Below are 19,985 nucleotides of genomic sequence, written 5' to 3' on the forward strand. Positions count from 1 at the left end.
ATGCCCCGTGCAGAGATCACAACCACAGACAGTGAAGGGCGCATGATCACCCGGGAAGTTTGGGATGCCAGGTATGATGATGATGGCTTACTCTACGTAGAGGATAGGGGCGGCCGTGAAATCATCCGTATGACTTCACCACAATTCTGCTCGGTCCATTTCCTCCCAAGATCCACGCCGACAAAGTGCGCGATGAACATCATACAGGGGATGATGTCAGAATGAAGATCACCACATACAAATGCGACCGCTGTGGGAAGGAAGTAGACTACGGGGATCTGTGTATGGTGCCTGTGAATCAGTTCACCCAGGACCACAAGGATGTATGCGAATCATGTAAGGAAGACTGGGACAGACTCCAGCAGGCCTACTGGCAACAGAAAACCACGTCAGTTCCTGGAAACAATGATTGTTCGGGCATCGTATTGATGGTGGTGTCAGAATGACCGACATCGAAGCAGAGTTTGCTGCAATCAGGAGTCTCAAGCAGGCCATGTATGAAGAGCTAGGGGAATACAAAGCCCTGCGACAGGAACTAGAAGCAAAAATAAGAGAGATCATGGACCCGTTCGTGGAAGAGATACAGGCCCATGAAGAGAACATACGCAATGCAGTTCTTATGCAGGAGAAATCCTACAAAGGCAATCTCGGCAAAGCCACCTTCAGGAAAGGATATCCTCGCTACACATGGGATAACAAGGCCCTGGAAGGATATGTAGCTGCTGGCCATGAGGAGATATTGCAATTCCGCAAGGAGACATTTGTACAGCCTGCTGTGAGCATCAGTGTAGAAGAGGTGATTTGATGGCCTCCGGACGAAGCAGAGGACATGGTCCGGTACGTGGCATGCCCCGTGGCAAAGACGCAAGCTGGATGTCTGATATAATCAAGGAGCGCAGATTCAACTTCGCATGGGATCTTGCTCAAGAAGCTATAGACAAGACGACAGAATGCAGCAAGTGTGGTGGAAATGCTATATGCTACAATGCAGCCGTCACGGTTGGTTATGGTGCGGTGTCGTTTTTTACATGCCGCAAATGTGGCCGTGAGTTCACTATGCAGATCACCCCTGAAAAGATGGAAGAGTACTACCATGCTGCGCTGCAGAAGAAGATTGGCAGAAAGGTTCCTGGGGTCCGTGCATGATCTCCGAGATTCCCGAGGCCCGCACATCCGTAGTAGCGGCGTGTGTCTGCGGTGCATGTAGTCACAAGTTCTACGTTGCATGGGAATGCAGAACTTCCCCCGTATACTGTCCGAAATGCAAAGAAGAGGTGGATCCATGATTGGGACTCGTGCAGTCTGTCCAGCATGTTCACGAATGTCACTGATGTCGCGTGTCAGGACCGCTGACTATCGTTGCAGAAAATGTGGGTGGTCCGGCAAAACTCCAAGAAGGATCTCTCACGGATACGTGATTGACAGGAGCCCCGAAATATCTCAGGAGAGAGCTGACAAAATCTTGAAAATCAAATCAGAAAATCCCGAGATGCGCGCCCGCATGGTTGCTATGATTTGTTTTGAATCGGAGCATACCGTGCTTAGAGTATTGAAGGACCATGAAATGAGGGTGGAACTAAGATGACAATGATTGCCTGGGGTCAGGGCCTCCGCACATCTGGCCCCGGGTCTATATCCATTCTGATGATGCTGGTGCGCTGACCGGGTTCGATTCCCGATATCATCTTTGCCTGCAGTGGTCCTGTTTTGTACCACCAAAATAACCCCCATCCCACACAACCACTGCGGGCAGCCTCCTATAGAACAATGAAGGAAGTAGAGAAAATGAACGACTGTGAAATGTACGTAACACTCGATATAGCCAAGTTCCCGGAAGAGTATCGAACCGGGGAAGACAACCCTTTCATGCGAGTAGATCAACACCAACTCGACGATGTGGAATCGTGGATATACAGCTTAATCCCGGGAGACGGCAAAGCATACAATGCCGAATTGATCGGGAAAATACCGGTGACAGTTGCGCTGAGAATTGGAAATGTTCTTGCTGATACTGGGTGTATGAAATTGAAATATATCTACCCCGGGAGATATGTCGCAATCATATGGGACTACACTACCCGACCCGCAGGAACTGTGGATGAAGCTGCCAGGCAGGAAGTGCTTGAAAGACTTGGATACAAGTCGGAGGCGGGACAGTGAGTGAGGAACGTGTATATACACCACCGACCGAGGACACGTTCAATGCTATGCAGCAGACAGCGTCGTTGCGTAATGAGATCGTGGACACATTGAAAAGAGATGATGTCTCAATCAACGTGGGTATCCTGGCAATCTTATCACTTGCTGAACAGATTCGTGCCAGGATGACAGAAGAAGAACGTCTGCAAGCTGATCTGGCAGCAAGAGCATTCAATGCATTAGACTCGTTTGAGAAAATGACTCAAGCTGCATGCGTGGCAGGTGAGAACTAATGGCCGAAATGTCACCAATGCATATGAGGATTGTACCCACAATAGAACAGGAACAGCGTATCAGCTACACACAGACCTACGAGATCCGCACGAAAGTAGGTGCTGAGGTAGACTCAAAAGGCAACATCAAGCCGGCTGCACAGGTAGAGATCACCAGGAAGCTAGAAGATGGCGAGGAGATCTACACGCTCATTCATGCTGACATGGCCAGAGGTCTGGAAGAAGTTCAGACTGCAATCAATGCAGTTCTGCAGGCAGGTGGTCAGTGATGCCTACATACATGTGCAATCTGTGCCTAGACGATGATTTTGAAGAGCCGTGCTTTTTACACTATGAAGGCCCTGGCAACAAACCGAAGACATGTCCATTCGCGGGAGATGAAGCAGAGTGGGAGAAGGTGGAATAATGGTAATGTCACTTGACAAAAAGGCTCTGGTGCCCATTCTAGAATCAGCCGGGTTCAAAAAGACAAATCCGAACATCTGGCTGATAGAAAAGGATGGAACTCCATATGGTATTGATTTCGCGAAAAATGATATCTTCAGGCTCGAAGGTACTGAAAGGATCCTTGAGGACAAGACTGACACATATCTGAATACCATCATAGAGATGTGTGTCAATACAACCGTGAGAGAAAGCAAGAAAGAAGCGTGTGAGATATGTCGCAATTCAGGGGAGCATATTGAGAAATATGGCCAGGTACTTTGTGCAGACTGTCTTGAAAAAGCAGATGAAAATGGAGGTATTCCGCCTGCAGTTCTCATAGTTGGATGGGAGGAATACAAAAAGCTGAAGCAGGTGGAAGAGCCCCCAGAACACAACGAACCGTTTGCAGACAATGTTCAGGAGCCTGAGGAACCTTCCAGGGAGAAGAACGTCCCTGAAAATAATAAGTCTGTCGATGAACTACCTGAAGAAGCAACTGACTGTGAAGTAGTCAATCCCGAAGAACTAACACACGAACAGCGTTTGAAAGTCGCTGAGATGGTACAGGAAAACGGCTACGACAAGGAAACTGCTGTAAGTATTGTCAAAGGCACGTTCAAGCACGGGAGCAAGTCACCGGCTGTCATACCCCACGGATACGTTCCAAAACTCGACATCCAGGACGTCAAGATGTACCTATGTCCCCTCGCAACTGACCAGGAAGCATATGTGTTCCTTGAACTCTGCAAGGCAAGAGGACTCAATCCATTCACCAATGAAGTGTATCTCATCAAATACAACGAGAAGGACAAGGCACAGGCAGTTGTGGGAAAGGAGACGTTCACCAGGAAGGCCGAACAGAATCCAAGTTTTGCAGGATTTGAGGCAGGCATTATCGTCAGGAACGAAGCCCGGGAGATTGAACGCAGGCCGGGCACATTCTATGTTGCCGGAGAGGAATTGCTCGGAGGATGGGCGAAAGTATATCGCGCTGACAAGGCACGACCTTTTGCGGATGAGGTACCACTCAGTGAATATATTCAGGTCACTAAAGATGGCCAACCTAACAAATTCTGGAGAACCAAGCCTGGTACAATGATAAGGAAAGTTGCATTGTGTCATGCACTTAGGGAAGCGTTCCCGTCGGAGTTTGGTGGGTTGCATGATCAATCTGAGCTGGGGGCGGAAGCATGACCTCAGTAGAAGCTGTTGAGATTGCCCTGGAAGAGTGTGACAGGTTCCGTGTGCGGGCCGAGCAAGCACTGGAAAGACTACGGGCAGGCGAGGATTATAATTCTCATACTGCAGCAATGAGAAGGGCGTCAATGGACCTGACAAAGGCGCTGGTAGATGTAAGGGGTACCCGTGTAAGCTTTACTCGGAAAGAGGAAACGAAACCACCCATAAGACGACGTGAAACCACTGCATGTGACGATGCTGTGGTAGAAGGAGGAACACAGCCAGACCCGGACCAATTCCTCTGCTCTGAATGTGGTTGCCTGATAGATCTGCACAAGCAAATATCTCCCGAGCTTACAGATGGAGAGAAGGTATGTGAGTCATGTTTCCATTCCAATGCATACCAGGCAATAAGGGAAAGGAAAAGTGAACAAAAGCAGCCGGTGAATGAACAAATATCGAACGAATGGGTAGATGTACCCGGTGTGAAAAATCTCCAGTACCGTATCCTCGATGATGCATTGGAGATCAGGAAGGACGGTGCAGACTGTGACAAGTGGTCATTTGATATTTTCTATACATTGCTGGATCTTGCCGGCAGGACCAGATCTGTTGAGATCTCATCACTCGTGAAAGGCCAGGTATACGCTCCGAAAAAACAGATAGCTCTGAACCAGATCACCACTGCAATAGAGAAAGGAATAATCGAACTTCCTGGGAGTGATGCATAATGTGTTGCTGGACCCGATTCATCGAAGCCTGGAATGAGACACATCCTGATGAGGATACGGAGTGTGATGACTGATGCGCATAACCAGGTACGATGTGAAGAAATGGATGAAGCAAGTGTACTCGCATGCAGGTACACGGCCATTCAGAATACAAGATCTCCCCCCAGAGCTCAATATACCTGGTATGCCCAGGATGGCATGGAACAGATGTTATCTTGAAAAGGTCAGAAAAGAACCGAGCACTCATACGGTTTGGAAGATCAATCAACAAGCTATAGGGAAGTGGTCATGATGGCACTCGAGGTAACAAGGCAAGAGTATGGCCGCCTGGTGGCCACCATTGCTACATGGAACCGGGGCAACACAGGATACAATACCAGTGACCCACGCAAGAGACATAGAATCGTCACTGAGTACTTATCGGGTAGCTCCGTTAACTCGATCACAAAGAGTGTCCGGATGAATAATGTATCTATCCTAAAAGTGCTGAGAGAAGATGGGCTGGTACGATGACTCTCACGATCGGAATCTGCAGGACGAAACAATGCGAGTACCTCAAAACAGTTATAATTGAGACTGTGAGTGGTCCACGCAGGAGCTCATACTGCGATGTCACGGGGAAGATCCCCGGGAACATGTCCAAGTGCCCACTGGAGGATGAGCAATGAACATCCTCTCCGTTTTTTGGGACCACGGCTGCAAGGTCGTGCAGGTCCTGGAGGTCATCATATGAGCCGCACCCTCTCAAACACCACGGCCTCCAGGAACGGAAAGGCAGTAGAGAAGTCTTTACTTCAGTACATGGGACTATCACATGAACAGAGTCCGGTAGATTCTACCCTGGAAGGTCATCCCCTTGAGATCAAATCGTGTCAGATGCAGATCATCGATTCTCACAATTCTAACCATCGCAGATCTGGCAGGATAGTATTCGAGCCGGAACAGCACAGGTATCTGCTGGAGCACGGGGGTATATACGCTTTCGTTGTACATGTCAACAAAGTTGTACACCACACCAGGATGATACGTGCTGATCTTGTCAAGCTGCCGGATTTTAGCTGCAACCGTAGTGTACCGTGGCCCACGGCCAGGGGGTGGCTGAGTTGAAAGAGCTACCGGCAGAAGGGAACTTCTATCATATATTCGAGGACGGAAAGCTGGTGCATGCTGAAACCATGAGCTACGAAAGAGATCTGGAAGATTACATGGAACGACATCCGGAAAGAGTGTTCGTTAAGCTGGATGGCGAGCAGATGCACACTGTCAAACTGCAGCTATCCTCTGAGCCGGACAATGCTGCTAACGGGCTATTGCATGATGCCGGAATATGGACCATAACGGAAACCAATCGGAGGAAGATAATACGGGCTATGCCTGTCATCGGCGGCGGCAGTGGTCCATTGAGGGGAACGTACTCAATGATTATTTACGAAGGCCACTTCGAGCAGTTCAAGAAATACGCAACGTATGCCCGACAGCAGACACTTCAGGGGGTGCCGGTATGAGCACCCAACTAACCTTCGACGCCTTGCCCGTATCTCCCCTTCCACCCGCAGCTGCTCAGCTGGTTGAACCGGATTTCACACCAAGACCTCTGGCAACCATCACAAAGGACTTTCAAGACACCATCCGGAACCTCTCTTACACCCGCCACTCCTGGCAAGTGTGGCAGGATTTCTGTGAGCTTGCAGCTCTCTCCCTGGCAAACGCAATTGTGTTCTCTCGGGAACGAGAGGACCGCTACATGGCCACAATTGAGAGGTACGAGCCAAAGGAAGTACAATTCTTCCCCAAGCTCCTTGGAATGGTCGCCGAAGCTATTGAGGTAGAATTCCAGGACTTTCTAGGCCAGATGTTCATGGACCTTGAGATGGGGAACAAGTGGAGAGGTCAGTTCTTCACACCTTACCACCTATGCAAAGCAATTGCACAGCTCTCCCTGAACGTGGATGATTTCACAGAGGATAAGATTGTGACATTGAACGAGCCGGCATGTGGTGGCGGTGCAATGGTCATAGCAACATGTGAATGTTTGAGAGATGCCGGCATCTGCTTCCATGATCGGCTTAGAGTGATTGCCCAGGATGTGGATGTCACATCAGCTCATATGTGTTTCATCCAACTCTCGCTGATTGGATGTCAGGCACATGTAATAGTGGGAAACACTCTTGCTGTGGAATGTTTGGATAGATATGTGACACCTTTTGCCATGTTGAAGGGGTGGTTGAACTGACTCAGGAAGAATTCAACTCTCCTTTAAATGGTGCCAACCTCAAAGAACAGTTTGTGTACCCAAAGAACACAGCCTTGAAAGAGTCTTACATTGCTCTTCTGGGAATGGTGAAGCTTCAGAAGAAGATTAGGTTCTACGTCCACGAGTGTGTTCATGCTATTGTTGAACAGAAAGGATGGATATCAGATTACAACCCCGGTGACCCTAAGAGCAAGCCTGACAGGAATTACAAGAAGGCTTTGCAGCATCTGAAGGTCCTGGAAAATCCATACTTCAGGTTTGCAGGTCCTGGAAGGATAGAACTGCGGTTCTTTGATGCCACAACCAAGAGACAGATCACAAGCTTTGACAGGTTCTTCAGGTTATGTGCTGCAGATACACATATGTCAGAGTATACCGGATGTGATGAAGAAGTGATCTTTGAGGAGTGGAATGACGTCCTGTCCTGCAATGATCCCTCGGTGGAAGACAGCAGGGATATCGCTGCACATATCTCAAGGGTTGATTCTGCAGTCCAACTTAAGACTGACATTATAAAAAGTACTTTTGAAACTGATTTTGATAGACAAGAGTACTTCGACCGGTTGTCTGATGAAGTGAATTCTTCCGAAGATATGGAGGTCTAAACATTGTAAATTGATGCGGGTATGCGTACACCATACGCATACTCTAAATCCCCCAAACCCCCAAAAAATACGCTATGCGGCGTACAATAGCCCTTTAAAAATAGCCGTGGCTGTTTTTATGCATATAGTATGTGTACGCATAGTATACGCATGGGCTAGTAGGAAAATATTCCACTATATCCCGGAGGAAAAATGAAAGTTCATATTCATCTGAATGTTGATCACGAAAAAAAAATATTGTTTGAATCATTAAAACCAGTTCACGGTAAAACGTTCTCTGATATTCTTGAAGAGGGTCTGGACGCATGCCTGTCCAAAGTGGCTCCGTCCAAAATCATAGAAGAAGAGATTGCACAGGCAAAGGCGAAGTTAATAGAACTTGAGCAGAGTCTTATGACGGTAAGGATGATTGAAAAGCAGCAGAAACTTGAACAAAAGGTGACTGAACAAAAAGAGGATCTTATGGAAGACTATCTCGAGGACATGAGGACAGAAAGGTTCGAAGAGTTCAAAGACAGCACAATCATACTCTGGAAGAAAGGTGGGATCAACTGGCCTCGTATTGTAGACCTGTATCAGTTCAAGAGTACAACAGAGGCAAAGGAATGGTTTGCTAGGAAAATGGTCGAGGTTGAAGCATGACATTCGTACCTATCTCCAGACGTTGCAAGAAATGTAAGAAACCGGTTCACATAATCACTTCTGATCAGCTGGAAGTTGAGTGTGAGTGCGGAGTGAAGTATCGCGTAGTAAAACAGGCCGACTATTCCCTTGAGGAGATTTCTTCAAGAGAGGAGAAAGAAGAAGGATCTCCCTGGGAGAAATTCACGAAACAGAGGTGAAACAGGCGTGACAAAAAACAAAATTGTTTCACTTGACTTAGAATCAAGGGCTGTCAGCCTCAAGGCACAAAATAAGACTTTTCGTGAAATAGCTTTCATTCTTTCAGAGGAATCGAAACAAAAAATATCTCATAGCTCAGTGAAGAGGTATTTCGATTCATGTGAGCAGGCCAAGGTCCAGGCAGTCGAGAAGAGTGACAAGCTTCAGGCCAAAGTGGCCGAGGCAGAAATCAACACACTCGCCGAAGCCATGGCCTGCATCGATGAGCTCAAGAAGATATGCAAGGCTTCCCAGGAAGAAGGAGATAACCGGACAGCTATCCAGGCAATTGACAAGATCTACACTGGTCTGGACATTGTCAACAAGGTCCTGGGCAAATACAAAGTATCTCTTCCGGAAAGCAACAGCGGAGTAAACATCATGTTCTACCTGCCAGGAAACAACCGCGATGAACCAAAGATCGTAGGTGCAGGCCATGGAAGCGACGACAATTAAACCCCAGCCCGGGCCACAAGAAACATTTCTCAGCACACCTGCCGACGTGGCCCTGTACGGTGGGGCTGCAGGCGGCGGAAAAAGCTTTGCTCTGCTCCTGGAGGCTCTTCGTCACATCAACCATCTTGGATATAGTGCTGTGATCTTCAGGAGGACATCGGTGCAGGTCCGCAATGCTGGATCCTTGTGGGATACTTCAGAGGGCCTGTATCCCTTCGCAGGAGGCATCCCCAGCGAATCAACTCTTGAATGGAAGTTTCCAGCCGGCACCAGTGTCAAGTTCGCTCACATGGAGCATGAAAAGAACAAACTTGACTGGCAGGGGTCCCAAATAGTCCTGATAGGGTTCGATGAGCTCACACATTTCACGGAATCACAGTTCTTCTACATGCTATCAAGGAACAGATCCACCTGCGGGATCCGGCCGTACATCCGGGCTACAACAAACCCGGATGCAGACTCCTGGGTGGCAGAACTAATCGACTGGTATATCGGTGAGGATGGATATCCGATCAGGGAACGCTCCGGAGCCATCCGCTGGTTCATCCGAATTGATGGGAATATGATATGGGGCGATTCAAAGGAAGAGCTGATGGAGAAATACCCTGGCACCCTTCCAAAGTCTTTCACATTTATTTCTGCAAAACTGGAAGACAACCAGATACTGATGCAGAAAGACCCATCGTACAAAGCTAACCTCGAGGCACTTCCATTCGTGGAAAGGGAAAGGTTACTCGGCGGGAACTGGAAGATCAAACCAGCGGCAGGTCTTTACTTCAAGAGAGAATGGTTTGAGGACAAGTTCGTTGACGAAACACCGAAATGTCAAAGATATGTCCGTTTCTGGGACTGTGCTGCAACCGATGAGAAGAAAGTTGGAGATCCTGATTACACTGTCGGCCTGCTCATGGGGGAGAACAGCGGCAAATACTATGTCATTGATGTCCAGAGATTCAGGAAAAGCCCAGGTGCAGCCGATGAGCACATGAAACAGGTAGCATACTCTGATGGACGCGAGGTTATGATCAGGGAAGAGGAGGAACCAGGGAGTTCAGGTAAAAGGGTGATAGCAACTCACGCGACAACCATCTTCAAAGGTTTCAATTTCCTTGGAGTGAAGTCCACCGGCCCGAAGGTCACACGCGCAGGTCCTGTGAGTGCAGCCTGCCAGAATGGCAATGTCTACATTGTCCGGAGGTCATGGAACAATGAGTTCCTTTCAGAACTTGAGGGATTTCCTGAACGAAAGCATGATGATCAAGTAGATGCCTTGTCAGGGGCTTTCAACGCGCTCTTTCATAAGCCTGCTAAGGTTCCGAAGTTCTCACCTGGTTTTGGATTGTCCGGAGGAATGAGGATATAAAATAGTTATTTTTTTAGAATTTTCAATATTACACCTAAAATCAACAAAGCTATGATAAAAGTAATCCCATATAGAAAAACAGCCGTTATCTGATCATGTAGTTCTGTCATTATTATTTACCTTCTAAACATTTTATTTTACAAACATGTGTATGTTTTTTCCATTTATAAAAGTGTCCAGTATTCAACCTTCCTTTATATACTCCACACTCACCATTTTTCTACATGTCAATCCTCAACAAACTCTTCTCATCAACTCCCACCACACCCACATCAAAAAAGAGCACCCCAGTCGGTGCATATGTAGGTGATGACCCCTACCAAACCTACATCACCACGTTAAGTTGGATCAAAGAAACAAAAGCCAAGATGCCGGATGGCTCAGTATTCGAAGTCACACCGTCCATGAGAGAGGAAGCATTTGAGACAGATCCTCTCCTGAAGGGTACAATTACACCGTTTCTGAAGAATTCTATCCTAGGAGATTATTCCCTTGTAACTGAAGACAACAAGAAGTTCGAGCCGGCACTCAAAGAGATCAGGCAGTACCTTGATGAGATTGGCCTACTTGATGCATTCAGAGATGATTTCAAGGACTTGACAATAGTCCATGGTCATGCATACCGTCGCAAGGATCCTGACAAGGACAATATAGAATCCCTGGCACCTTTGAAGAATGCCACTATCACAACGTATAGGGACCCATGGGATAGCACCACGGTGGCCTACCATCAGAAAATCTATGTAAATGATGCATGGTCAGACAACACCACCACAACTGAATACAACAGCTGGTTCATTCCAAATGGTGGCCGATACATAGAAGGCGAGTACGAAGATCGTGGTTCAAAGGGGCAGTTCGATTTCATCAAGACTAAATATGGAATCACAGACACAACCAACCTAAGAGTAGATTCATCAGACCGTATTGTTGCCATGCACCGGGTAGAACCTGACGAACCTGCACCGATTGATTCTGCTATTCTTGCCATATGGTTGAAGCGTCTCCTTCTTACGAATTCCCCGAATATTATATTCAGGGTGTTATCTCCATTCGTCCACATCAAAAACGGCCTTGTCCTTGAGGTCACCGGTGCAGATGGTGGAAAGGACCTCATTACCACGGTACCACAGCAACCACCGGAGGAGATGTCTGCAACCGATCTAGAGAGATATGCAGCCGAGAGTTCAATCTACAATGCATGGGTCACCGCCTGTAAGACAGCTGCAAAGAATGTACTTACATCATTGAAAGATGGTGGTATCTTCAGTTCAGGTCCTGACACCGAACTCGAGGTCGTTGAATCAGGCAGGACAGTACCATCAGAGTTCATCGAGACGATGGTCAACATGCTTGATCAAGAAATCGGACAGTCGTTCGGGTTCCCTGTTGCACTTGTGAAGGCGAATGGTTCAGAGCTTGCTACCTCGAGGACAATACTGCAGCTGCTCAATACAACATTTGCAGGTGTCAGGCGGGAATATGAGAAAGTCGCTGATAAGCTCATCAAAGAGAAGTTTGAAGGGGGTACCTGGCAGTATCAAGTACCTACAAAGGATGACGGCACTGAAACAGGCACATTCACATTTGATGAGATGGAGTGCAAGTTCAAATTGGAAACCACCGATGTGAGTGACCAGCTGAAGGAAGCTCAGGCCAAACTTCACAATGCAAGAGTACTGCAGGCCATCAAAGCAGTTGGTGCAGATCGGTCCGACATTCAGGCACTTGGGGAAGAGTACGGTTTTGGAATGCTAGATCTTGACAATTTTGATGCTGCTCAGGATACTCCTGCCATGCCCTTCGGGGATAGGATGTCTACCAGGAGTACTGTGGATGACCTGGAACCGTCAGGGGTAGCTGATGACGATGAGCTCAGCAAAGCTTTGATGAAAGCATACAAGGAGGCTCAGGAGGCAGTCAAACAACTATGATCCACTGGATGTGGTTCTGCACTGGTGTTGTAACTGTCTTCATCTACATTTGTGGAGTGCTTACAATTGGCTTCTGAGATTGATCCTGAGACATTTGACCAGCAAGTAGACCAGCTGGTCCTTGCAACAACTGCAGCACAATCCGAGGCACTCACAAAGGCAGTGACCGCCTACTACAAAGCGGGTTCTGATGATGTCAGACCTTCAACACGTCTTACAAATGTTCAACGGAATGCTATTAAGAGACTGAGTGCTGAGCATTTCGGCTACATTTCCGAGTTCAACGTCAGTGTTGGTGAGCAGATCAAACGAAGAGCAAAAGAACTGCTGAATCAGGAGAAAGGCTATAAGGAAATCTCGGATGATATTCGGAAATATGCCGAGGATCTTTTCAAAGGTTCGGAGAAGGTTGTCATTGACAATACAGGAAAGACAAGAACAATCTTCAAAGTGGGAAAGGATGGCACAATCCGAAAGACATCAAAGGTAATAGAACGTCCGTATGTGACCAATGTAAAGGCTTATTCTGATATGCTTGCACGAACTGCAACACATACAGCCTGGGAGCAGGGAAGAGCTTCCGAGTATCAGAGGATGGGATTCAAGAAGTGGAGGTTTGTAGGTCCATCTGATGAGAGAGCAAGGCCCGATCATATTGCAGTCCTTGGTCAGGTATTTGAGTATGGTACTGAACAATCTGATTATGCAGAGGCACTGCTGCATGAGCCAAACTGCAGACACCGACAAGTTGTGTATTTTGATGATCCTGAACTGGATACCTCAAAAGAGTTCTTTGAGGATATCAAGAGAAGAGCTGGGCTGTATTGGGACGAAGAAAAGGAAGAGTGGGGATTTAGGTAATCTCAACTTTCCTTTAAATACTCAACTCACAGACAGTTGGACATGATTATTTCAACTGTCCTATCCGAAAAACCACTCATCGAAGGTAACTCGGTTACATTGCCCATGGTTAAAGTAGGCACAAAAGCTTATGATCGCAAAGGCAAAGAGTACATCCTTACAAAAGAAGCCCTGGAATCTGGTGCAGAATCGTGGATGAACGGAATTGTCACAATCAACCACATGGTCAAGGAAAAGGGCAAAATAACAAAGTCCTGGTTTGAAGATCCCTATGTATACGCTACTTTTGAGGACCTTTCCCAGGAAACCATTGATGCCATCAACTCCGCAGCTTACAGGGGTGTATCCCAGGAATCAGAGCCATTAGAAGTCAAAGGATCAGATGTCCTGAAGCTTAAGGGTACAGGAAGTACTTTCGTATTCTATCCTTTCAAACCAGCCTGTCCGATGAAGGAAGGGTGTGGTATACCTATTGCATCGTGTGATCCAGAATTCAACTTTCCTTTATATAGCTATAATGAAAATTTTGAATCAAATACTCCTGGAGGAGTGAATATAGCAGACGAAAACACAACCAAGCTTGAATCAACTATCTCTGAACAGAAAAAAGAGATAGCGAAACTAGAGTCCACTGTTGCAGAACTCCGTCAGGAGCTCAAAGAGAAGGACGGAAAGATTGAGAGCACTGTGAATGCAGCCGTCAAAGCTGCTCTGGAATCTCACGACAAAGCACTCAAGGAACAGACCGAGCGTGATGCGGTCTTATCTGAACTCAAATCAACTGTTTCAGACGAGACACTCGAAGGACTCCGGGAAGCACCCGTGGCAATTCTCAAGAGCACACTTGCAGCGATCAAGGAGAGTGCAGGCAAGCGTGTTGGTGCAAACAACGGGACCGGTGTACAGAGCACAAAGGGAGATGTCATCGACTATGCCTCACTGGGTGTAACATCAATTGAGGTGGAATAATGGCAGCTGGAGATCTCAAAGGTGAAGAGTGTGTCGTCATTACAGTAACCGCCGGCGCCATGGTCACAAAGGGGCAGGTAGTTCACCTCGAAGCAGACGGAAAATGGGACCCTGCCGTTCTTACCGATCTTGGAAAATTTGGTGTAGCTCTGACCGGTGGAGCAGACACAGAAACAATTAGCGTCTGTATATGGGGAAGAGTAGAAGTCACCGCCACTGCCGCAACAATCGCAAAGGGAGCAACTGTCATGGCTGGTGCAGGTGGAACAGTGCTCGCATCTGACTATGGCGTGTATGGTGAGACACTTGGAACAGCAATGGAGGCTTTCAGTGCTTCTGGAACTGGTACGGTATGGATAGGGATGGTGAACTAACATGTCTGGAACAATTACCCCCACTAACATTGATGGCTCTCTCGATGCCAAAAACATTGCAATGCGCGTCCTCCGTGGCGCTGTCGAACTCACTGACCTTGCACCGATGTGTATGAGTGTTCAGGTTCCTGAACTTGTAGCAACTGTGCCGGTATACTCTGTGCCAGAAGGCAACGAGGACCTCGAGCCGATGGAAGAATCTGAGATCGGTGGTTCTGAGTTCACCAATGTGGACTTCGACCTCAAGAAGGACCGTGTCAAAGTTGCAGTCACTGACGAAGCCAGGTATAAGAGCAGGGCAGGGGATCCGCTCACTCTCCAGATTGGTGGAGCATCTGCAAGACTGGCGCAGATACTCAACAAGAAGATTGTTGCAGCAGCCAACACAACCCCACAGACTGATGCAGGTGCTGATTGGTCCGGAGCCAACAACCCGCTGGCCGACCTCGCAACTGCAATTGCAGCAATCAGACCATACAAGGCCGATTACTGTCTTATGGGTTCAACTGCATTTGCCAACTACACCGGGAAGATCAGCATTCCAACAGCCGGTCAGATAGGCAATGCGGTTTCTCTGATACCCGGGTACAACATACCTATTGTAGTATCAACCGAGATGACTGATGACGCAGCTGCAGTTGTCGCATCACAGGCGCCGGGAATGGTTATAGGCAATGGTCCTGTCAAGGTCAGACGCAAGGACCTTATGAGCGGGGCTGAGGTGTACCAGATCGATGTCTGGAGAGAAGTAGTATCCAACATTCATGATACTGGCAGCTCAACCAACGCGGCAGTGTATGTGCTCACTGGCCTGGACGGCTAACCCCGTCCTATCCTCTTTCCGGAGGCTACTATGGCTTCTCTAATCTCAAAAACGGATGTCGAGCTGGAACTGCAGAGCAGCTTACCAACCGGATACACTGAACTTTTCATAGAGACCCTTTCAGATACTGCCGAAAGCATGGTCCAGGGAGACACGAACAGAACATCATTCACAGGTGGCGCAGCAGACAGATACAATCGTGCTGTACTCTGCTGGATAGTAAATTCGCTTGTTTCTCCGAACCCTTCTTTGATGAAAGGATCGGTAACACAGATCAAAGAAGGTGACTCACAAATCACGTTTGGCAATGGTCGCGGAGTAGCCACTTATGCAACTGAGTATAATGCCCTGATAGCATCTCTGAAAATCCGGACAAGTGGAAGCAATTACACGTACACTAACGAAACAACATTCTATTCTGAGGAGGATTCTGAATGAAGTACACTGACCAGTTCACACAAGAGCAGGGGGACAAACCTCGTGGAATCCCCCTCACAGATTCCGAAGGTGTTGAACTCACACCTGATACTGATGCACCTGCTTTCTATTGTCTCACAGCAGCTGGTGCAGAGACTCTTAAATTCTACATAGATTCTGATAAGATCAGATACTACAGCATGGTCGATATCAATGTGACCGCCTCTGCATCTGTTACACTGGCAGTTGCTTTGAAGTGGCGTGTTCTTGGTGCAGACAAAGAGAAGTATGCATATTCAATGGCTCTCACCGGAACACAGGCACTTCAGGGAATGTCAACGGCATACCCACTGATTGAGGATGTTCCGCCTGGAACAAAAGCATGGATTGAAGTTGCAACAGGTGGAGCTGCTACAGTTGCGGTGAATGTGATGGGGAGGTACAAAGTATGATGTATCCTACTCAGGAGTTTGTCAATGGTCAGATCAAAGCAGGCAAGTGGCCAGCGAAAGAAGGTGAGATACTTGACATTAGGTCACTCTCGGATAGAGAAGTCAAGATAATTGAGCTCTACAATCAGGAAGAGATCATCAAACAACTCAGGCGTATATGCGATGCTCTGGAAGGACAGGCGAAACCTAGGAAAAGGACAGTCAATCGTATCATTTCTGACCTGCTGGACGATGGTCAGTTGAATGACAGTATCAAAAATGAGTAGAGAAGGTTTTATTCCCTTCTCTTGAAGAACAGTGCTAGTCCTATTATCGCTATCACGGGGAGTGCGATTGTTGGGAATTCTGGGATTTCACCACCGTCTGGATTTACCCATTGAATGGGGTTGCCTTCTACCGTTACCTCATCAGCAAGTGTACTCCCAAGGTAACAATTTATAGCCCCATTGTTATAGATAATTTGAGCATATCCACCGATGGCGCCATAATTGTTGATGATACCATTGTTCATTATGTATTCATCCAATGATATAGTCCCACTGTTCTCGATAATTCCTGTTTCTGTGTTTTCGAAGTAATAAAGTGGCAAAATACTCATTTGACCCGACGTTTCAATCAAACCATGGTTGAATACACTGCCCACGAAGCTAAGGGTGCCAGTGTTATAAATTGTACCATAATTGTTGAGGATAGCAAAGTCATTTACACTAATTGAGCCACTGTTATTTATATGTGCATAGTTTTGAATGAGGCTGGGGTCAAAATTAAGCGATCCTTCATTGATGACAGTGCTGTTTTTTTCAAATGTAATCTCACTTGCATCGGCTTTTACTAAATTACCCTTGTTGACAAAGGTGCCATTTGATTTGACACTAAACCTACTGTGCAAAACCTTAAGTGAATCCCCCTCATTAATAAAAGTACCGCCGTTATCAACGACTACAGTTGCCGTGAATATTTCAAGTGAATCTCCAGGCCTTATCCAGAGAGTTTCACCGTCATTGATTACAAATGGTTCAGAATCGTTTATAATACCCGGATTGGGAATCTCTACAGCTGCAGCTGAACTTACAAAAAATACAGCTAAAGCTATAGCTATCAACAATATTTCATTTAATTTCATTATACCACCGTTAATTAATTTTTTAACCCTATTATGTATAAGAAATCATAGCATGTTTATTAAGTTTTCTAAACACGTTTCAACTTTCATTTATATACTTCAATTTTAACTTTTTCTTATGCAATTTATTGTAAAAACCCTATCAATCCTCTTACTCATCCTTGTTCTTGTTCAGATGGTTGGAACTGTAAGTGCTGCTACTGTCAATACTCCCGTAATTGAAGACGCTTCAATATCATCATCTGCTCCTGATACAAATTATGGTGATCTTGACAGTGTTCAAACAGTTTACAACTCTGCCACTACAAGACTGGCATTTTTTAAATTTAATATAACTGATTATCCTGCGACAACGACATTATATCTTTATCAGACCGAAACCACAGCCGATATCAGTACATTATCCGGCTATTTTGCGTCATCGGATTGGTCAGAATCAAACATTACATGGAACTCCGGCAGACCATCAACTGAAACAGAACTCACGAATCGTAATTTTTATCAAACCACACCAGGCGCGGGAAAATGGATGGCTATTAACTTGACTGACCATATATCAGAACCCGGCACTTACACCGTTTTCTTTAGAATGAATTATGGGTATAACGTTCGTTTTAATTCAACAGAAGCGCCTGCAAATCTTCCATATGTTTCAATTACTACACATGAAGATGGTTGGTTTTTAGATGAAATATATGTGAATAATACACATGCGTCCGCATCTGATGAAAATAACGGCACGGTAGATTTTCCATTTGAAACTATAACAGGAGCTATTACACGTGCATCGCCTGTCAACAATTCAATTATTAATATATATGGAGACTATTCTGAATCGATAAATTTTGGGAGAGAATATAAAAACCTGACAGTAATCGGATATGATTCATCGGCGTCATCAGCAACACATGCTATGACGTTTGAGGGGGCAAAGAACATCACTATACAAAATATGAACATATCCACCAATTCTACCACTTCTGCGCAATATGCATTATATTTTGCAGAAAACTCTGGTTCATATATTAATATTGTTAACTGTGATCTGAACGCAATATATGGAGCACCCGTGTACTTCGCAGAGGATTCATTTGCATCATTTATATCATTTGATAGATCCATTGCAATTTCAGATGCCGGGTACCCCGGATATGGGATGGTGTTTTCAAACTCCGGATCACACGCATCCGATATAATCATTAAAAATGGGGCTGTCGAAGCATTATACAGCGGTGACCAGTGGCAGGAAGGTATTATAGTAGGGTCTGGTACAGGTGACAGGTTCCTCATTGAAAACATGATCATCCGTTCAGGAAAAAGCGGGCTGGCTCTGGGTACTACAAACGCAGCATCAGACTCTATATTTTCGGGACTGGCTATATATGCTAGTCTGGATGGTACACGTTACGGTAGCGGAATGCAAATACAATCAGGTGATAATAACACTTTCAAAGATTCTGATATTTACTATGCAAAGTACACTGGAGTAAAGCCCAATCGTCCAACAAACACTACTATTCATAACATCACACTGCATTCATATCCCCCTTATCAGGCATATACTCACAATGCGGTTGAGATAAAAGGAAACGATATGCATTTCTATGATCTCAAAGTGTTTGGTTACAATGATACTTTGCCTTATACAGGTGGCACTGGCCCATCCTATCATGTGTTCTATGGTGCGGGTGCTGAGCAGGAATCGCATATTCTTGTAGAAGACTGTTACTCAAATGATACCATAGACAGATGGATCGGAGTAGGTGGGCACCAGGAAAATGTAATATTTAGGAACATGACGGGGGTAAATCATGATGGGCAAGGTATATACATCGTTAGTTTCAGCATGGGGGAAGATTATAAAACTAGCGATAAATTGGTATTCGATAACATAAGTCTTGAAAACGCTCTTGGCGGCAGTGCTGACTATAACGTAGTGTTATTGTCCCTCGGTTCTTCAAGGGATGCGCTTAGCCCAACCGATTACGCTAACATTTCTAGGGAAAACATCACTTTTATAGACACAAATTTCACAGGTACAAATACTCGTCACTGGTGGATGGTTGACGATGGAGCACCTGCGCCAAGAATGTTTTATGGTGATATCTATGCTTTCAATCCTTCGCATACAACGACTGCTTTTACAGTGCAAGAACCTTCCAGATTCGAAGGAGTGTTGCATTTTGGATATTACCCTAATATCAAGGTAGTCAACCCATCTGGGCAAGCAGTAGAAGGCGCAACGGTCAGCTTTGTATCTAATGCCACAAACCCCGAAACGGGAGATACAATATACGCACATAACATAGATTACGGCGGAGTAGAAAAAGCATATACTGATACAATAAACAGCTCATTAACTCTATCAGATGGTGAACTTCCAAACCGCTATGAGAATGCAACAGGTGCAGTGGCATTAACTTCACAGATGAGATATTATACCAGTTCTCCACAGACAGAATATGTAGAATGGAATGTCACAGCAACATATGGCAACGAATCAAATAGTACTATCATCACACCTGATATGCTGAGATACTCTCCCGATTCATCTGATATTCAAAGCGATGAAGTTGTACTAATTCTTGACGTTGAAGGCACAGATGGTGATGATGACACCGGATCAGGTGGATTAGTAGCAATTGTAGGAGCATTTATCCTCGCTGCAGGATATTTCTGGAACAGGAGAAGATGGTAATCAATT

General features: G+C 46.1%; 29 protein-coding genes. 28 read left to right on the top strand and 1 reads right to left on the bottom strand.

The genetic code is table 11. The annotated features are described in order from the left end of the window. From V7O64_RS04160 to V7O64_RS04290, 27 genes are all read left to right on the top strand, one after another. Positions 1-225, top strand: coding sequence for a hypothetical protein (locus V7O64_RS04160; protein WP_407356767.1), 225 nt, complete (start codon positions 1-3; stop codon positions 223-225). Further along, positions 222-446, top strand: a complete 225-nt coding sequence (locus V7O64_RS04165) for a hypothetical protein (protein ID WP_407356768.1) — start codon at positions 222-224, stop codon at positions 444-446. The genes V7O64_RS04160 and V7O64_RS04165 overlap by 4 nt, the downstream gene beginning before the upstream one ends. After that, positions 443-805 carry a hypothetical protein gene (locus V7O64_RS04170; RefSeq protein WP_407356769.1) on the top strand — a complete coding sequence of 121 codons (363 nt, stop codon included), beginning with the start codon at positions 443-445 and terminating at the stop codon, positions 803-805. The genes V7O64_RS04165 and V7O64_RS04170 overlap by 4 nt, the downstream gene beginning before the upstream one ends. After that, entirely contained in the window at positions 805-1,146 is a 342-nt protein-coding gene (locus tag V7O64_RS04175) for a hypothetical protein (protein ID WP_407356770.1), read from the top strand. Before V7O64_RS04170 ends, V7O64_RS04175 begins: the two co-directional genes overlap by 1 nt. Before the next feature lie 621 nt (positions 1,147-1,767). Continuing rightward, positions 1,768-2,160 (top strand): hypothetical protein, encoded by a 393-nt coding sequence (locus tag V7O64_RS04180; RefSeq protein WP_407356771.1) that lies wholly within the window; start codon positions 1,768-1,770, stop codon positions 2,158-2,160. Beyond that, positions 2,157-2,432, top strand: a complete 276-nt coding sequence (locus V7O64_RS04185) for a hypothetical protein (RefSeq protein ID WP_407356772.1) — start codon at positions 2,157-2,159, stop codon at positions 2,430-2,432. Before V7O64_RS04180 ends, V7O64_RS04185 begins: the two co-directional genes overlap by 4 nt. Continuing rightward, positions 2,432-2,701 (top strand): hypothetical protein, encoded by a 270-nt coding sequence (locus V7O64_RS04190; protein WP_407356773.1) that lies wholly within the window; start codon positions 2,432-2,434, stop codon positions 2,699-2,701. Before V7O64_RS04185 ends, V7O64_RS04190 begins: the two co-directional genes overlap by 1 nt. A gap of 118 nt (positions 2,702-2,819) precedes the next feature. Beyond that, positions 2,820-4,052: a phage recombination protein Bet gene (gene bet / locus V7O64_RS04195; RefSeq protein WP_407356774.1), complete on the top strand. Its 1,233-nt coding sequence runs from the start codon at positions 2,820-2,822 to the stop codon at positions 4,050-4,052. Further along, entirely contained in the window at positions 4,049-4,768 is a 720-nt protein-coding gene (locus tag V7O64_RS04200; protein WP_407356775.1) for a hypothetical protein, read from the top strand. The genes bet and V7O64_RS04200 overlap by 4 nt, the downstream gene beginning before the upstream one ends. Positions 4,769-4,834: 66 nt before the next feature. Continuing rightward, entirely contained in the window at positions 4,835-4,987 is a 153-nt protein-coding gene (locus V7O64_RS04205; protein ID WP_407356776.1) for a hypothetical protein, read from the top strand. Between the two features lie 290 nt (positions 4,988-5,277). Next, positions 5,278-5,436 carry a hypothetical protein gene (locus V7O64_RS04210; RefSeq protein ID WP_407356777.1) on the top strand — a complete coding sequence of 53 codons (159 nt, stop codon included), beginning with the start codon at positions 5,278-5,280 and terminating at the stop codon, positions 5,434-5,436. 61 nt (positions 5,437-5,497) lie between these two features. Further along, the gene (locus V7O64_RS04215; protein WP_407356778.1) at positions 5,498-5,875 is read left to right on the top strand and encodes a hypothetical protein; all 378 of its coding nucleotides are present in this window, start codon (positions 5,498-5,500) and stop codon (positions 5,873-5,875) included. Next, positions 5,872-6,273, top strand: a complete 402-nt coding sequence (locus V7O64_RS04220) for a hypothetical protein (protein WP_407356779.1) — start codon at positions 5,872-5,874, stop codon at positions 6,271-6,273. The genes V7O64_RS04215 and V7O64_RS04220 overlap by 4 nt, the downstream gene beginning before the upstream one ends. Next, positions 6,270-7,001, top strand: a complete 732-nt coding sequence (locus tag V7O64_RS04225) for an N-6 DNA methylase (protein WP_407356780.1) — start codon at positions 6,270-6,272, stop codon at positions 6,999-7,001. The genes V7O64_RS04220 and V7O64_RS04225 overlap by 4 nt, the downstream gene beginning before the upstream one ends. Beyond that, the gene (locus V7O64_RS04230; protein WP_407356781.1) at positions 6,989-7,627 is read left to right on the top strand and encodes a hypothetical protein; all 639 of its coding nucleotides are present in this window, start codon (positions 6,989-6,991) and stop codon (positions 7,625-7,627) included. The genes V7O64_RS04225 and V7O64_RS04230 overlap by 13 nt, the downstream gene beginning before the upstream one ends. Positions 7,628-7,819: 192 nt before the next feature. Further along, positions 7,820-8,269, top strand: a complete 450-nt coding sequence (locus V7O64_RS04235) for a hypothetical protein (RefSeq protein ID WP_407356782.1) — start codon at positions 7,820-7,822, stop codon at positions 8,267-8,269. Beyond that, positions 8,266-8,469 (top strand): hypothetical protein, encoded by a 204-nt coding sequence (locus V7O64_RS04240; RefSeq protein ID WP_407356783.1) that lies wholly within the window; start codon positions 8,266-8,268, stop codon positions 8,467-8,469. Before V7O64_RS04235 ends, V7O64_RS04240 begins: the two co-directional genes overlap by 4 nt. Before the next feature lie 7 nt (positions 8,470-8,476). Then, entirely contained in the window at positions 8,477-8,965 is a 489-nt protein-coding gene (locus V7O64_RS04245) for a hypothetical protein (protein WP_407356784.1), read from the top strand. Beyond that, complete coding sequence (gene terL, locus V7O64_RS04250; protein WP_407356785.1) at positions 8,946-10,328, top strand: phage terminase large subunit; 1,383 nt, start codon at positions 8,946-8,948, stop codon at positions 10,326-10,328. Before V7O64_RS04245 ends, terL begins: the two co-directional genes overlap by 20 nt. A gap of 224 nt (positions 10,329-10,552) precedes the next feature. Then, positions 10,553-12,262 (top strand): hypothetical protein, encoded by a 1,710-nt coding sequence (locus V7O64_RS04255; RefSeq protein WP_407356786.1) that lies wholly within the window; start codon positions 10,553-10,555, stop codon positions 12,260-12,262. A 66-nt stretch (positions 12,263-12,328) separates the two neighbouring features. Beyond that, positions 12,329-13,123: a phage minor head protein gene (locus tag V7O64_RS04260; RefSeq protein WP_407356787.1), complete on the top strand. Its 795-nt coding sequence runs from the start codon at positions 12,329-12,331 to the stop codon at positions 13,121-13,123. A 42-nt stretch (positions 13,124-13,165) separates the two neighbouring features. Then, a complete protein-coding gene (locus V7O64_RS04265) occupies positions 13,166-14,092 on the top strand; it encodes a hypothetical protein (protein WP_407356788.1) in 927 nt (308 codons plus the stop codon). Further along, entirely contained in the window at positions 14,092-14,466 is a 375-nt protein-coding gene (locus V7O64_RS04270) for a capsid cement protein (RefSeq protein ID WP_407356789.1), read from the top strand. The genes V7O64_RS04265 and V7O64_RS04270 overlap by 1 nt, the downstream gene beginning before the upstream one ends. Position 14,467: 1 nt before the next feature. Further along, complete coding sequence (locus V7O64_RS04275; protein ID WP_407356790.1) at positions 14,468-15,289, top strand: hypothetical protein; 822 nt, start codon at positions 14,468-14,470, stop codon at positions 15,287-15,289. 30 nt (positions 15,290-15,319) lie between these two features. Then, the gene (locus V7O64_RS04280; RefSeq protein ID WP_407356791.1) at positions 15,320-15,727 is read left to right on the top strand and encodes a hypothetical protein; all 408 of its coding nucleotides are present in this window, start codon (positions 15,320-15,322) and stop codon (positions 15,725-15,727) included. Continuing rightward, positions 15,724-16,158 carry a hypothetical protein gene (locus V7O64_RS04285; RefSeq protein ID WP_407356792.1) on the top strand — a complete coding sequence of 145 codons (435 nt, stop codon included), beginning with the start codon at positions 15,724-15,726 and terminating at the stop codon, positions 16,156-16,158. Before V7O64_RS04280 ends, V7O64_RS04285 begins: the two co-directional genes overlap by 4 nt. Continuing rightward, positions 16,155-16,424: a hypothetical protein gene (locus tag V7O64_RS04290; RefSeq protein ID WP_407356793.1), complete on the top strand. Its 270-nt coding sequence runs from the start codon at positions 16,155-16,157 to the stop codon at positions 16,422-16,424. Before V7O64_RS04285 ends, V7O64_RS04290 begins: the two co-directional genes overlap by 4 nt. 8 nt (positions 16,425-16,432) lie before the next feature. Here the strand turns inward: V7O64_RS04290 and V7O64_RS04295 are convergent, their stop codons facing one another. Next, the gene (locus V7O64_RS04295; RefSeq protein ID WP_407356794.1) at positions 16,433-17,281 is read right to left on the bottom strand and encodes a PEF-CTERM sorting domain-containing protein; all 849 of its coding nucleotides are present in this window, start codon (positions 17,279-17,281) and stop codon (positions 16,433-16,435) included. A gap of 118 nt (positions 17,282-17,399) precedes the next feature. Between V7O64_RS04295 and V7O64_RS04300 the strand changes: the two genes are divergently transcribed. After that, on the top strand, positions 17,400-19,979 hold the full coding sequence (locus V7O64_RS04300) for a DNRLRE domain-containing protein (protein WP_407356795.1): 2,580 nt from the start codon (positions 17,400-17,402) through the stop codon (positions 19,977-19,979). Positions 19,980-19,985: the final 6 nt, after the last annotated feature.

It is taken from the genome of Methanolobus sp. WCC5 (assembly GCF_045690325.1).
GTDB lineage: Archaea > Halobacteriota > Methanosarcinia > Methanosarcinales > Methanosarcinaceae > Methanolobus.

Bases quoted from the DNA above. Each gene is read 5' to 3' on its own strand.
- V7O64_RS04265 (WP_407356788.1), top strand. From the start codon at position 13,166: ATGATTATTTCAACTGTCCTATCCGAAAAACCACTCATCGAAGGTAAC.
- V7O64_RS04295 (WP_407356794.1), bottom strand. From the start codon at position 17,281: ATGAAATTAAATGAAATATTGTTGATAGCTATAGCTTTAGCTGTATTT.
- V7O64_RS04300 (WP_407356795.1), top strand. From the start codon at position 17,400: ATGCAATTTATTGTAAAAACCCTATCAATCCTCTTACTCATCCTTGTT.
- V7O64_RS04165 (WP_407356768.1), top strand. From the start codon at position 222: ATGAAGATCACCACATACAAATGCGACCGCTGTGGGAAGGAAGTAGAC.
- V7O64_RS04280 (WP_407356791.1), top strand. From the start codon at position 15,320: ATGGCTTCTCTAATCTCAAAAACGGATGTCGAGCTGGAACTGCAGAGC.
- V7O64_RS04160 (WP_407356767.1), top strand. From the start codon at position 1: ATGCCCCGTGCAGAGATCACAACCACAGACAGTGAAGGGCGCATGATC.
- V7O64_RS04235 (WP_407356782.1), top strand. From the start codon at position 7,820: ATGAAAGTTCATATTCATCTGAATGTTGATCACGAAAAAAAAATATTG.
- V7O64_RS04175 (WP_407356770.1), top strand. From the start codon at position 805: ATGGCCTCCGGACGAAGCAGAGGACATGGTCCGGTACGTGGCATGCCC.
- V7O64_RS04285 (WP_407356792.1), top strand. From the start codon at position 15,724: ATGAAGTACACTGACCAGTTCACACAAGAGCAGGGGGACAAACCTCGT.
- terL (WP_407356785.1), top strand. From the start codon at position 8,946: ATGGAAGCGACGACAATTAAACCCCAGCCCGGGCCACAAGAAACATTT.
- V7O64_RS04180 (WP_407356771.1), top strand. From the start codon at position 1,768: ATGAAGGAAGTAGAGAAAATGAACGACTGTGAAATGTACGTAACACTC.
- V7O64_RS04190 (WP_407356773.1), top strand. From the start codon at position 2,432: ATGGCCGAAATGTCACCAATGCATATGAGGATTGTACCCACAATAGAA.
- V7O64_RS04270 (WP_407356789.1), top strand. From the start codon at position 14,092: ATGGCAGCTGGAGATCTCAAAGGTGAAGAGTGTGTCGTCATTACAGTA.
- V7O64_RS04225 (WP_407356780.1), top strand. From the start codon at position 6,270: ATGAGCACCCAACTAACCTTCGACGCCTTGCCCGTATCTCCCCTTCCA.
- V7O64_RS04215 (WP_407356778.1), top strand. From the start codon at position 5,498: ATGAGCCGCACCCTCTCAAACACCACGGCCTCCAGGAACGGAAAGGCA.
- V7O64_RS04170 (WP_407356769.1), top strand. From the start codon at position 443: ATGACCGACATCGAAGCAGAGTTTGCTGCAATCAGGAGTCTCAAGCAG.
- V7O64_RS04210 (WP_407356777.1), top strand. From the start codon at position 5,278: ATGACTCTCACGATCGGAATCTGCAGGACGAAACAATGCGAGTACCTC.
- V7O64_RS04275 (WP_407356790.1), top strand. From the start codon at position 14,468: ATGTCTGGAACAATTACCCCCACTAACATTGATGGCTCTCTCGATGCC.
- V7O64_RS04240 (WP_407356783.1), top strand. From the start codon at position 8,266: ATGACATTCGTACCTATCTCCAGACGTTGCAAGAAATGTAAGAAACCG.
- V7O64_RS04290 (WP_407356793.1), top strand. From the start codon at position 16,155: ATGATGTATCCTACTCAGGAGTTTGTCAATGGTCAGATCAAAGCAGGC.
- V7O64_RS04205 (WP_407356776.1), top strand. From the start codon at position 4,835: ATGACTGATGCGCATAACCAGGTACGATGTGAAGAAATGGATGAAGCA.
- V7O64_RS04255 (WP_407356786.1), top strand. From the start codon at position 10,553: ATGTCAATCCTCAACAAACTCTTCTCATCAACTCCCACCACACCCACA.
- V7O64_RS04200 (WP_407356775.1), top strand. From the start codon at position 4,049: ATGACCTCAGTAGAAGCTGTTGAGATTGCCCTGGAAGAGTGTGACAGG.